The organism is Shewanella sp. HL-SH4 (genome assembly GCF_051164845.1).
GTDB lineage: Bacteria > Pseudomonadota > Gammaproteobacteria > Enterobacterales > Shewanellaceae > Shewanella > Shewanella glacialimarina.
Window position 1 is genome coordinate 2,619,459 of record NZ_CP195037.1, and the last position, 12,311, is coordinate 2,631,769.

The 12,311-nt window shown below is 39.1% G+C and carries 10 protein-coding genes; all 10 read left to right on the forward strand.

The genetic code is table 11. The features are described from left to right. Nucleotide 1 precedes the first annotated feature (1 nt). The gene (locus tag ACRWQL_RS12405) at nt 2–1,531 is read left to right on the forward strand and encodes a site-specific integrase (RefSeq protein ID WP_434950246.1); all 1,530 of its coding nucleotides are present in this window, start codon (nt 2–4) and stop codon (nt 1,529–1,531) included. Continuing rightward, nucleotides 1,532–3,622, forward strand: coding sequence for a hypothetical protein (locus ACRWQL_RS12410; protein WP_434950248.1), 2,091 nt, complete (start codon nt 1,532–1,534; stop codon nt 3,620–3,622). After that, nucleotides 3,615–4,031 carry a hypothetical protein gene (locus ACRWQL_RS12415; RefSeq protein ID WP_220776953.1) on the forward strand — a complete coding sequence of 139 codons (417 nt, stop codon included), beginning with the start codon at nt 3,615–3,617 and terminating at the stop codon, nt 4,029–4,031. The genes ACRWQL_RS12410 and ACRWQL_RS12415 overlap by 8 nt, the downstream gene beginning before the upstream one ends. Further along, nucleotides 4,028–4,456: a hypothetical protein gene (locus ACRWQL_RS12420; RefSeq protein WP_434950250.1), complete on the forward strand. Its 429-nt coding sequence runs from the start codon at nt 4,028–4,030 to the stop codon at nt 4,454–4,456. The genes ACRWQL_RS12415 and ACRWQL_RS12420 overlap by 4 nt, the downstream gene beginning before the upstream one ends. Then, nucleotides 4,453–6,684 (forward strand): AAA family ATPase, encoded by a 2,232-nt coding sequence (locus tag ACRWQL_RS12425; protein WP_434950252.1) that lies wholly within the window; start codon nt 4,453–4,455, stop codon nt 6,682–6,684. The genes ACRWQL_RS12420 and ACRWQL_RS12425 overlap by 4 nt, the downstream gene beginning before the upstream one ends. Nucleotides 6,685–7,002: 318 nt before the next feature. Continuing rightward, the gene (locus tag ACRWQL_RS12430; RefSeq protein ID WP_434950254.1) at nt 7,003–8,577 is read left to right on the forward strand and encodes a S1C family serine protease; all 1,575 of its coding nucleotides are present in this window, start codon (nt 7,003–7,005) and stop codon (nt 8,575–8,577) included. 21 nt (nt 8,578–8,598) lie between these two features. Continuing rightward, complete coding sequence (locus ACRWQL_RS12435; protein WP_434950257.1) at nt 8,599–9,045, forward strand: hypothetical protein; 447 nt, start codon at nt 8,599–8,601, stop codon at nt 9,043–9,045. A 294-nt stretch (nt 9,046–9,339) separates the two neighbouring features. After that, nucleotides 9,340–10,350 carry a glycosyltransferase family 9 protein gene (locus ACRWQL_RS12440; protein ID WP_434950260.1) on the forward strand — a complete coding sequence of 337 codons (1,011 nt, stop codon included), beginning with the start codon at nt 9,340–9,342 and terminating at the stop codon, nt 10,348–10,350. 57 nt (nt 10,351–10,407) lie between these two features. Beyond that, the gene (rfaD, locus tag ACRWQL_RS12445) at nt 10,408–11,361 is read left to right on the forward strand and encodes an ADP-glyceromanno-heptose 6-epimerase (protein ID WP_434950265.1); all 954 of its coding nucleotides are present in this window, start codon (nt 10,408–10,410) and stop codon (nt 11,359–11,361) included. A 37-nt stretch (nt 11,362–11,398) separates the two neighbouring features. Continuing rightward, nucleotides 11,399–12,244 carry a glycosyltransferase gene (locus tag ACRWQL_RS12450; RefSeq protein WP_434950268.1) on the forward strand — a complete coding sequence of 282 codons (846 nt, stop codon included), beginning with the start codon at nt 11,399–11,401 and terminating at the stop codon, nt 12,242–12,244. Nucleotides 12,245–12,311 lie beyond the last annotated feature (67 nt).

The following is a 12,311-nucleotide window of genomic DNA, read 5'->3' on the forward strand; positions in this document are numbered from 1 at the left end:
TATGCAATTAAAACACAGTGCCAGCTTAGGAAGATTGCACACAACTAAAAGTGGCTACCCATTTGATTTCTTCGGTTCTGAGTGGAGGCTGGATGGCTCAACAGTGATTAACTTCAAGTATTTAGCTGATATAGATAAAGATACAGCATTGAGTTTTAGAAGAGCCTTGTGTCGATATGCAGAAGAATTATCAGCTATGCATACTTATAATATGTTTCACCGTTTTAATGCTTATATAAAAGCAACAAACGATGGCAAAGTTACATTGCAGAGTTTAACCAATTATCGAGCATCGTTCGATTCTGAAACAGAATACAAGTTAGGGGCACTTAAAGGTTTCTTGCTTGCTTGGTACGAGTGGGGCTTCAAAGGAATTACCAGTGAGGTTGCAGATTACTTAGAAGAACTTATATTAAAAGGCAATCCCAAAGGCAATGCTGTTAAGGGGGCTTGTCCATACTCTGGCCCTTTGACTCACAACGAGCTTGGCGCGTTAATAGACTGGGCCTCTAATGCATTCACGCAAAGCTTGTTAAATTTAAAAGAGTACAGTTGCTTTATGTCATTAGCTTTGACAGGACGAAGATACGTACAAATTCGCGCATTGCGTTCAGTTGATTTGGTCGTTCGGGAAGATGAAAACGGCAATGATTATGTTATTAACTGCCCCAGAGCTAAACAGCATGATACAGAATTCCGTGGGCAATTTACTCCATTACCAATTAATGAAGATCTGTATCTTCTTCTCCATAATCAGCGTAACAAATCAATTCACTATGTAGAGTCCCAATTAGGTAGAACACTACCATCGACATTGCGTGAGCAGATTCCAATATTTTTGGAGGAACCTAGAGTCGATGAGTTAACTGGTCTTGAGGCATTAAAGTCAATACTGACTAAAACTCCTGATTATTTACATATGACTACTAAATCAGCTCAAGAAATATTACGTGGGGTATCGGTTAAAAATACAGCCTACTCTGAGCGAACAGGTGATTACATTAACTTTACAGCCTCTCGTTTTAGATATACCAAAGCGACAAATTTGGCACGAAGAGGCATAAGAGGGGTATCTTTAGCTGCTGCGCTCGATCAATCAGATACACAGCAAGTTGGCATTTACTGCGAAAATACAGAAGAAACGGCTAAGCAAATTGATGAAATCATGGCTCCAATGTTGGCTACACTCGCTCAAGCTTTTGCTGGAAAGCTCATTGCATCAGAGCGTGATGCTGTTAGAGCAAATGATCCTAATAGTCGAGTTAAAAATGGCAAGTCTGATAATGTTGGTAACTGCGGAACTTACGCTTTTTGTGCCTCTGGATATCGAGCTTGTTATACCTGTTCTAGTTTTCAACCATGGTTAGAGGCACCTCACGAAGAAGTGCTTAATGAAATCCTTGCGGAAAGAAAAAAACAGCAAGAACTTAGCGTCTCAAAAAACGTTATCCAATCTACAGATCGACTTTTATTGGCAGTCCAACAAGTTATTATAATGTGCAAGCAGGCTTCATCTGAGGGGGATTTGTAAATGGCTGATATTATTCATTTTCAACCAAAAAATGAGATAGCTGCACAGAAAAATTTAGAAAATTTTATTGAGCACTGTAGAGATAATCTAACTCTCTATGAAGATCAAGGTGGCTGGCAAAATAATAATTGGCAACATAAACAAAAAAACCGTTATATTGCCATGACTTTCTCAAAGTATAGAGAAAAGTCTAACCCTGCCAACTTTGATCCGTTAAACGAGCCTTATTTATCTTTCGCTAAAGCCTATATTCGATACAACCAGAGTATAAAAGCCGTATCAAGTGTAACGAATAAAATGGTGGCACTTCGGATGTTACATGATGCCTTAAGTGAGGTTCATGGTGTTACCAATGTCCTACAAACTGATGGCTTAGTTATTGGTGAATTAGAAGCATTAATTAAGAAACGAGTTACCAACAAAGACCGAAGAAATAAAGTAGGTTATCAAGTTGAAATATTGCTCAACTTTATCAGAGATAAGCGATTTGTTCCCGCTCTTCAATCATGGACAAACCCGTGGCCTAAGGTTGCTGCAAAAGCTGAGCGAACCGATAAGGAATCTCGTAAATGGCAAGATACTCGTTGCCCAAGTATGCATCAGATGCTTGCACTTGCCGATTTTTTTGCAAATGCAGAAACCGTAGAGGATAAGTATTGGTCTAGTGTTATTACTTTATTGATGTTTGCACCTGGTAGAGCGGGTGAGCTGACAGAGCTAACAGTTGACTGTTTGCACCGAGGCGAAAATGGAGCACTTGGTGTGAGATGGTATGGCGAAAAAGGCTTTGGTTTCACTGTTAAATGGGTACCAAAAGTATTAGAGGAAACAGTAATTGAAGCCCATAAAGTTTTGATTAAAATAGGAAAGCCTGCAAGAGAAGCCGCAAAGTTTTCTTACGATAATCCGGATGTTTTTATGCGACATAATAGTTGTTGTACTTCACATTATTTCGGGGAGAACAAACCATTAAATGCACATCAATTTGCACATGCTATGAGTTTTAGTGACGATACAATATCGAGAATGGAGAACAAAACGATTAATTTTAGCAATGCGTCAGCTTGGCACATTGTTGGCGCGCACGAAAGCAAGTGGGTGCAATCATTACTAGCAAATGGTGAGCCGACATATAGAGATCTAGCGGGATTTGTAGCTTCAGAGTATCAAAACAGTGATTGGCCTAATCTTACATCCATCAAGCGTCCTATTTGGGAATCTTTAGTCATAATACGTGATCGTGAATTTCACAAAGAATTTAAAGTCAGAGAATTTTCATGGCGGCTGCCAAGTGTAAATGAATTAAATGCTCAATTAGCCGTCAGGGATAAACTTAAAAATCCACCCGAAACCTTGTTTCAACGTATGGGTTATAAGGATGAAGATGGTTCAGATATTCGTCTAACGTCTCACCAAATTCGAGTTTGGTTATCAACTAATGCCGAACGGGGAGGAATGGATGCATGGCAGCTTGCCAGATGGGCTGGTCGGGCTCGAATCAATGATAATCGCCACTATGATTTACGTACAAAGGATGAACGTGAACAGCAAGTGAGGAGTATTGTTGAGTTTAATGAAAGGCCTACAGCATTAGAGGCCATAAAGTTGAATTTGCCAGTCAGTTACAAAGACTTAGGTGTAAATCGAATCGGTATAGCAGATGTGACAGAATATGGAATGTGTGTTCATGATTATGCCATGTCCCCTTGCACAAAAGGTGGTGAGTGTATGACATGTAAAGAGCATGCTTGCATTAAGGGTATGCCTGAAACACTTGAACGAATTATTAGGCTTGAAAAGCATGTGGAGTCTCAATTCATCAAGGCTACAGAAGATAAATCTGACAGTGTTTTTGGTGCTGACATATGGGTTTCACATTTGGGCTGGAAGCTAGCACATATTCGTACACAACGTGAGCGACTTGAATCAGAAGATACACCAGAAGGTGCAATCTTATGGATCCCGCCTGAGCATGATCCAAGCCCAGTAAAACGAGCGCTAGAACAAAAAGATTTTGACATAAAGGTTAGCAGTCAAGATCTTGTTGAAGAGTCAACGGTAGCAATGTTGCTGGGGATCGAAAATGCCTAAAAAGATAATCACAGAAAAAACACTGCCTGTAGCATTGCATGAACTTGATAAATGGTCAGGAAAGTTAACGTGGAATAGTTTTGCGGCACAGCTTGCAAAAGTCCTAGGAGAAGAGAGTGTCAGTCGACATACGCTGCTCTCATATCCTGCTCTAGTAGAAGCCTTTAATAATAGGAAAGATAGCTTAAAGGAGCAGTTAAATAGTACCGAAAAGGATGTCACTCTTGAGTTTGCAAAGGAGCAGATTTCTATTCTTGAAGCTAAAGTTGAACGTCTAGAGAAGCAAAACGAAAGTTTATTAGAGCAATTTGTGCGCTGGCAACATAATGCTTACATGATGCCAAATGTCGATATGAAAGTGCTTAATCAACGGTTGGACAAGCCTCTTCCAGAGGTTGATAGACGATGATCAAAGGCAAGAGTGGGCAACAAATTGCTCAAGAAAATCTCAAGTTAGTACAAGCGTGGATTAATGAACGAAACGCCGCTCGAGATTGGGATGAGTATGAATATAGCGGTAAGGTTAATCGTAGAGTTTTGGCTGAGGAACTTGGCTTTGCTAAGTCAGTATGCACCCAAAATAAAGCCGTCAGAACACTTATTGAAGAAGCTGACGGCTATTGGTTTCGGAAAATTGATGAAGATAAAAAGTCTCATGAAGCCGCACGAGAAAGAGCTGAAAAGCAAACTAATATGGTGTCAATGAGCAATAATGCTCTGACACAGCGAATAGTTGAATTAGAAGCTGAGAATCGACAGCTTCAGCGTGAACTGACCAAATTTAAAAAACAGCAGAACCTGGTCCAATCTGGAGCGGCAGGATTCAAGATATGAATGAAGTTATCCATCTACGCCAAATCATTCAAGTCAAAAAACAACGATCAAACTCATACGCAACAGTTGATTTGATCAACGTTGACGGTTCAATAAAAAAACGTGATAAAACAACGGTCGTTAAGTTCCCCGAGCATGCTAAAGATACCGCTACAATAGGCAGCTTGTGGGAGGTATCAGGTAAAGAGCGACTTAATCATTTCGTAGTAAATGACTTTTCGTTGAGTGAATACACAATAGATGCTGCCAATATTAAGTTCCTGAAACCATCAGGTAGGATTTTATCTCGTTGGATAAGCAGTAATATCAAAGGAATTGGCAGTGTCATCGCTAATCGACTAGTAAGAAATAAACAGCTTACTCAGCTAATTATTCAACAAGATAAACAAGCACTGCTAAACATTGCGGGTATGACAGAATCTCGTGTAAGAGATTTATTGGACAACTGGCCTAGCTCGGCTCTTTATAACACGATTAACTGGCTTGAAGAGCAGTGTTTACCTTTAGGGTTCGGTGAAAAGTTAGTCGCAATTTTTGGCGAGTACGCGATAGATAAAGTCAAAGAGCACCCGTTTTTATTAGTAGCAATGGGAGCTTCATTTGATCAGGTCTCAAAATTAGCAAATAAGCTTGGCTTCACCTTGGAAGATGAAGTTGTTGTGGCTGGAATTACTCAGCATGCAGCTATTAATTATGCAAATAAAACAGGTTCCACTGTAATTACTCAAGTAGAGCTGATTAAAGAATACAGCAAGCTAATGAAATCTAATCCACCTGAAAATATTGGTGACATTGCCTGTGAACAAGGATTTTTAGTTCAGGTGAGTAGTGGCTACCAGGTTTATGGTAAAGCGTTGATGGAGGCGTCTGTCGCTCAGTTTTTTGTTGATGCACATCAACGAAAAAAGGGCGACGGTTCATTATTAGCGTCCTGGGAGACTGGCTTATCAAACGATCTGGTGTTATCTGCAATGGCAGATTACGAAACCACGTTGAATTTTGAACTAACAGTTGATCAACGAAATGCTATTGTTGGGGCCGTTTTATCACCTATTTGCGGTATATCTGGTGGGGCAGGCACAGGAAAAACGACAATACTTAAAGCCATTTTAGGAGTATATGATCGAGTGTCTGAGGGCTTGCAGTGCTATCAGGTTGCGCTAGCAGGGCGCGCCGCTCAGCGTATGGCGGAAAGTACACAAAGGCCTGCCTCAACCATTGCCAAGTTTGTTGGAGAGCATGTAGGCGATAACAAGCCCAAGCTACCTGAACAAATATTGCTAATTATTGATGAGTCATCAATGGTTGATTTGTTGTCGATGTATCGTCTAATCGGGATATTGCCCGATGCTACAAGGCTAATTTTTGTGGGTGATACGTCTCAACTACCGCCTGTGGGTAATGGATTAGTATTCCAGGCATTAACAGATACACAAATTCCATTCTTCAATTTGTCCCAAGTAAAACGCCAAAGTGCTGATGGCTGCATACACAGTTTTGCTACTTCAGTTAGAAATCGAGCATTGCTGAACCCTCAGGATACGAAAAATACACTGAGTGAAAGTAGCGATTGCTCTATTGAAAGAAATCCCTCAGTGAGCAGGTTGATAACACTTTGGCGAGAGTCAGGTGGTATTGAACAAAGCATTGTTTTATCACCAGTTAGAAAAGGTGAGTTTGGCGTCGATAATCTAAATATTGAGCTTCAAGCATCTGTTGGCCATGCCAGAAAAGCAATCTATTTCCAAGATGCTTCAAGAGGTTGGATTCCTTGGGTTACATCGACAGGAACCAAAATTTTGTTAGGTGATCCAATTCTGGTTATCGCCAATAATTACGATGATGCCGCAGATCTGCGAAATGGTGACTTAGGTATTGTAACTGAAGTGTTTGAGCAACAAGATGAAAATGGTGCAGTCGGCGTTATTGAAGTAAATCACGTATCGATAAACCTCACCGTTGATGTGCTTGCAAAACTTCAGCTAGGTTATGCCATCACTATTCATAAATCACAAGGTTCACAATGGCCTAACTGTTTTGTAATGTTGCCTAACGAGGCTGAGCGAATGATTGATCAGACTTTGCTTTATACAGCATCTACACGACCTAGTGAAAGGCTAGTATTGATGGGCGATGAAAGGATAATTGAAAAAGCCATTATGGTTGGTTCAAAGGCATTAAGCAGAAAGACTTTCCTTAAGGAAAGAATCAACTCTGCAAGTGAATAAAACCAGCCTAGTTTAGCCAGGGCTACCATATGAACGTTTATCACTCAAAAACTGTTCGATAAACACTCATGATCTATACGAATGTTAAGCTGACAACAGATATTAATGAGTGCAATTGAGTGTACTTTTATTGTTAGGTCAATTATTAAACACTTATGCGCTCACCCTGCTAGTTTAGCGTAAATTAACTAGAATTTTGAGCACTATAATTAAGTTGTATGAATTTCAAATTAGCTATACCAGATCAATGACATACTTTCGTTATTACATTATATTGATATATATAAAAGTATGCTTAACATGTTAAAAGGGACATTTATGAAAAATATTTTTCTATTAGCTATAGGGATTATCATTGCATTAACAGGCTGTAAATCTACACCCAATAATCGACAAGTTTCTGATGTTGAAGTTTCCAATTATATGTCAAAAGTCAGTGATATTACTGATGGGACTTATAGTTCATACTGGATTCAACCTAGAAATAAAACAGAAAAGTGCCAATTTCTAATGGAAGGGTATAATTTTGAGGGATACCCACAATCAAAAATCAATCCAGAAGATATACATTGGGACGGCGGGTGTAAAAATGGAAAAACACATGGTCTAGGTAAGATGACTGTGAACGCAGGAAGCTTGGATTGGTATGAGATCGCATACCATAATGAAGGTATAACTGATAGACATTATTATCGAGCTATTACTGGAAATAACAATGTTAATTACGGGATGTATTGGAGAGAGGGAAACAGATCGACAAAATCATATGAAGTTCAGGGCACCACTAAACCAGACGGCAGCATAGATTTAAATTACGCATTTCTTGAGATTGACTCTAAACGAGGATTGTCTAAAGGTGTCGTTCTCCGAAAATATGGAAATGGTGGCGAGGCTAAATATACTGGAGTTTTTGGTAATAAACTATTTTTTGGTACAGGAGAGTTTTTTAACTCAAGTAACAGCTCCATAGCTACATTTTGGGGGTTTGTGAATATGGCAAACGAAAAACCAGAGTCATATGTTATATTAAAAAATCAGCAAGGTTTGTGGCACCAATATTATGAGTTTGGTAATTTAGTCGAGTATGTGCAACTTCCTCAGAGTTATACAAGTCAAATAATGTCTGTAGCATCAGATTCTGGGACAGCAGGTAATATGGCAAGTAACGCTGGACAATTAGCACTAGCAATGAAGAAAAAATACGATGCTAGCAAGCAGACTTCTGCAACTGTGAAATCTGAACCCAATAAGCCTAAACCAGAGTATTCAAAAAGCGTTGCTACCGGCACAGGCTTCTTTATTTCTAACGATGGGTATTTGCTTACCAATAGTCATGTAATAGAAGGTTCATCAAGCATTTCAATTATTCTAAATGGTAAATCTGTACCAGCTTCATTAGTTGATCACGACAGTAGTAACGATATAGCTTTACTTAAAGTAGATAAATCAGTCGAAGGTCTTTCAATTGAATTGAAGAAGAAGACTAAACAAGGCACAGAAATAGCGGTTCTAGGCTATCCTAATATCGGATTACAAGGTAATGAACAAAAGGCAACCTTCGGTTTTATTAATGCTAATTCAGGTATTCAAGGAGATACACGATACTTCCAAATAAGCTCACCTATTCAACCTGGTAACTCAGGTAGCCCTATGGTTAATGAAATGGGAACTGTCATCGGTATAGCGTCTGCGTCTTTAAACCAAAATGCTGCTATAAAATCTACTGGAACATTAGCACAAAACGTCAATTACGCTGTAAAAATTGCTTATGCACTTCCTATGCTGATAAATCACGGTGTTGAATACACTGAACCTGTTGGACAAAAAACTTTAGAAAAAACGGATCTGATCGAGAGTATCTCTAACAGTGTTGTACTTGTGGTTGCAGAATAAATGTCTGAAGGAAGTAGTATAATGGAAGTTGTATCAGGCATAAGTGCTATTGCAGCACTGTTTTCCGCAGTGGCTGCTTTCTTTGCATGGAAAGTTGCTGATAAAGCATACCGCTTTAATAGGAGCTTGGTTCTAAACAAGTCTGAGCTGAAGGTGTTAGACGAGCTTGTAGAGAGTCTGATAAAATTAAAAGCCATCAGGCAATTGAGTCCTTTAGAAATGCCTGATGATGACTTCTTAAATGCCGAGTTGTTATTGGATAACGTAAAAGTTCAACTGGATTCGCTATGTAACTCCAATAAACAAATAGAAACTACTGTCAAAAGTTGGTTAAATCAACCAGAAGGAAAGATATTGGAACTGATTAAGTCTAAAATTGTATGGAAGGAAATTACAGCGTCTGAGTCTGACTTTTTAGATAAAATCATAGATTACTTTAAAGCAGTGAAAAATGATATTCTTTCATGAAAATGTAGATTAAAGCTATGAAAAGACCATTAATAGTGCTTTAATCTACAAAACTGGCAGTAAGTGTATTAATAAAAAACATTAATCCCTCTAATATATTGTATTTAAAGGTATGTAGTTATCACTCACTCACCCTAGTTATATTTTATGTGTTCATTACCGTTCTAAGCTTTATGCTGTTAATGCTTAACGCAAGTTAACTGAACTTTAAGGCCTGCTTGCAGGTCTTTCTCTTTTATATGTTTGGTCTGTAAACTCTGTTTAGATGACTTAGACAATCTGAGAAAGAAGATAATGATGGAAAAAATTCTGTTCATTCGTCATGACAAGATTGGAGATTTTATTCTCACATGGCCTGCTTTTTATATTTTGAAAAAAGCACTACCCAATACGCGTATTGAGGTCTTTGTGGCGCCTGTGATGAAAAGTTTTGCGCTGACTTGTCCTTATATTGACGATGTGGTGGTTGATAGCGGCGATGATACCCAGTTAGTCGAGCAAATTAAGGCGAATAATTATGATGCTGTTATCGTGTCGCATTCTGACTTACGCATTTATCGTTTAGTTACCAAAGCGGCTATTCCATATAAAATTGCGCCTAATCATGGCTGGTTTCAATATCTGTACCCCCACCGCGCTAACACTCAGTATAAAAAAGGTGAGCCCTGTTGGCGTGGTAGTTACATGTTGGCGGAACAATTTCTAAATAATCACCAAATATCGATCCCGGCGTTACCGACCCAATTATGGGATGTTAATTCTGAACGTGAGCAATGGCGCAAGTATTATCAGCAACAAAATGATGAAAAGTTAATATTTATTCACCCCGGTACTGGTGGTTCATCTGGCAGCTTGCCGGTTGATCATTTTGGCCAACTTATCAAAAAAATTGATAAGCTTACAAGTTTAGAGTGTCGATTTGTTCTAACTTATAACGGTGACGAGAAAGCACTGGCGCTTAACATTCAATCTATGCTGAAGAAGACCAAGATTAAAGTTGAATTAGCGACGCCGCTGAAAAGTTTGGCTGATTTTGCTCGTTCAATTGTCGCTGCAGACATGTTTATTGCGGGCTCCACAGGACCGCTGCATATTGCTGGGCTGCATAATATTCCAACGGTAGGCTTTTATGCTGGGCGGCGATCTCAACCTAAAGTGAAATGGCAAACATTGACAGAGCCAGCCAAAAGGCTCGCATTTACGCCACCTATTGGTCGCCGTACAGGCCGAAATATGGCCTTGGTTGATGTTGATCAAGCGGCTGAAGATATCAGTGAATTTTTAAATCGACATTATGCTAAATAAGCCAAATTTGAATAGTTTGTTTAAACAAAATTAATCCAACTCAGTGGAAGCAAAAATATGATCATAATTACTGGAGCCGCAGGCTTTATTGGCAGTAACTTAGTTAAGACATTAAATCAATTAGGCAGAACCGATATTATTGCGGTAGATGATTTAACTGATGGCACTCAAATGTTCAATTTAGCTGATTGCGAAATTGCTGACTATTTAGATAAAGATGCCTTTCTCGCTCAAGTAAAATCAGGCCAGTTAGATTATGACGTTGAGGTTATTTTTCACCAAGGTGCTTGTTCATCCACCACCGAGTGGAACGGCAAGTTTATGATGGAAAATAACTTCGAATACTCGAAAACTTTATTGCATTTTTGCCAGGCTAACAATGTTCAGTTTATCTATGCGTCATCCGCATCGGTATACGGTGGCAGCGAGAGTTTTGTTGAACAACGTGAAGTGGAGAAGCCACTTAATGTGTATGCATATTCGAAATTTTTATTCGATCAATATGTCCGTCAGCAAAAGTTAACCACGCAGGTTGCTGGATTACGTTATTTCAATGTTTATGGCCCGCGTGAACAACACAAAGGCGGCATGGCAAGCGTAGCATTCCACTTTAATAACCAAATAAAAGCCAATGGCGTGTGCCGTTTATTCGCTGGGGTTGATGGTTACGGCGACGGTCTGCAATTACGTGATTTTGTGTTTGTTGAAGATGTGGTTCAAGTCAATTTGTGGTTATGGCAAAACGCCAAAGTATCGGGGATTTTCAATTGTGGTACCGGTAAAGCACAAAGTTTTAATGACGTTGCAAATGCGGTAATTGACTATCATGGCAAAGGTCATATTGAGTACATTCCGTTTCCAGATAAGCTAAAAGGTGCATACCAGAGTTACACTCAAGCTGATTTAACTCAGCTTCGTGCGGTAGGTTGCCAGCACCAATTTAAGACAGTAGAGCAGGCTGTGCCTGAGTACTTAGATTGGTTAAAAACGCAGCACTTTATTGGACAGTAAATTGTTTTTAATTGTTTGATGTTATCTGGAAAATTAAATGAAAAAGGCTATTTTTACGCTGGCGATTGGTGATACCAATCCAATGTACAACGCAGCGTTACTTGGATTTAAGCTTTATGCTGAAAAAGTGGGTGCAGACTTAATTGTGTCTGACCAATTTCATTATCCAATCAACATACAAAACCCTCAGCATACCGCAAGTCCAGCTTGGACCGAAAAGCTATACATCAAAGAGTTGCTAAAAGAATACGATCGAGTCCTATATGTCGATGCTGATATTATTATCACTCCACACGCAAAGGATATTTTTGAACAATACGATGACCTAGAAACCATTTATATGTTCAATGAAGGCGCTTTGTTAGAGCGCCAACCTGTACTCGATAAAATATTTGCCATAAAAGAGCCTGTAGTTGATTGGCCGCAAGTCAATGGTCGCCCAGTGTATTTTAATCTAGGCTGTATGCTGATCTCGAATCAAAGCAAATTATTCGACATCGCGACTTTAGAAGACTTGCAACAGGTTTGTAATCACATTAAATATTATGAGCAAACCTACATCAATTATCTGATCCAGCGAGATGGGTTAAAATATCAAAGTATTGATGCAGAATTTAATCGTATGGATGTGCTAGGACAAGACGGCTATCGTAATGCCAGCTTTATTCATTATGCAGGTCGTGGATACACTAATTCTTCTTTGAAGCGTGAAGTACGGTTTGTGAATGATTTTTGCGAATTGAATCAGCATTTGATTGCCAGTGAAACATTGGTGGAAATTAAGCAAAGCGGCTGGGATCTTTTTATCAATAAAGCCCATAAACGTTATAAGCTACCTAAATTTATGTTGAACTATCTTGCTAAGAAATTTGTCACTATTTAGTGTTTTGGTTGTGGCGAGTCGCGCGATAGGCAATATCGGTAGCGCAATTTATCTGGAGTGATCAATT

Excerpts from the sequence above, each read along its gene's own strand:
- rfaD (WP_434950265.1), top strand. The coding sequence starts at position 10,408 with ATGATCATAATTACTGGAGCCGCAGGCTTTATTGGCAGTAACTTAGTT.
- ACRWQL_RS12415 (WP_220776953.1), top strand. The coding sequence starts at position 3,615 with ATGCCTAAAAAGATAATCACAGAAAAAACACTGCCTGTAGCATTGCAT.
- ACRWQL_RS12430 (WP_434950254.1), top strand. The coding sequence starts at position 7,003 with ATGAAAAATATTTTTCTATTAGCTATAGGGATTATCATTGCATTAACA.
- ACRWQL_RS12435 (WP_434950257.1), top strand. The coding sequence starts at position 8,599 with ATGGAAGTTGTATCAGGCATAAGTGCTATTGCAGCACTGTTTTCCGCA.
- ACRWQL_RS12410 (WP_434950248.1), top strand. The coding sequence starts at position 1,532 with ATGGCTGATATTATTCATTTTCAACCAAAAAATGAGATAGCTGCACAG.
- ACRWQL_RS12440 (WP_434950260.1), top strand. The coding sequence starts at position 9,340 with ATGATGGAAAAAATTCTGTTCATTCGTCATGACAAGATTGGAGATTTT.
- ACRWQL_RS12420 (WP_434950250.1), top strand. The coding sequence starts at position 4,028 with ATGATCAAAGGCAAGAGTGGGCAACAAATTGCTCAAGAAAATCTCAAG.
- ACRWQL_RS12450 (WP_434950268.1), top strand. The coding sequence starts at position 11,399 with ATGAAAAAGGCTATTTTTACGCTGGCGATTGGTGATACCAATCCAATG.
- ACRWQL_RS12425 (WP_434950252.1), top strand. The coding sequence starts at position 4,453 with ATGAATGAAGTTATCCATCTACGCCAAATCATTCAAGTCAAAAAACAA.
- ACRWQL_RS12405 (WP_434950246.1), top strand. The coding sequence starts at position 2 with ATGCAATTAAAACACAGTGCCAGCTTAGGAAGATTGCACACAACTAAA.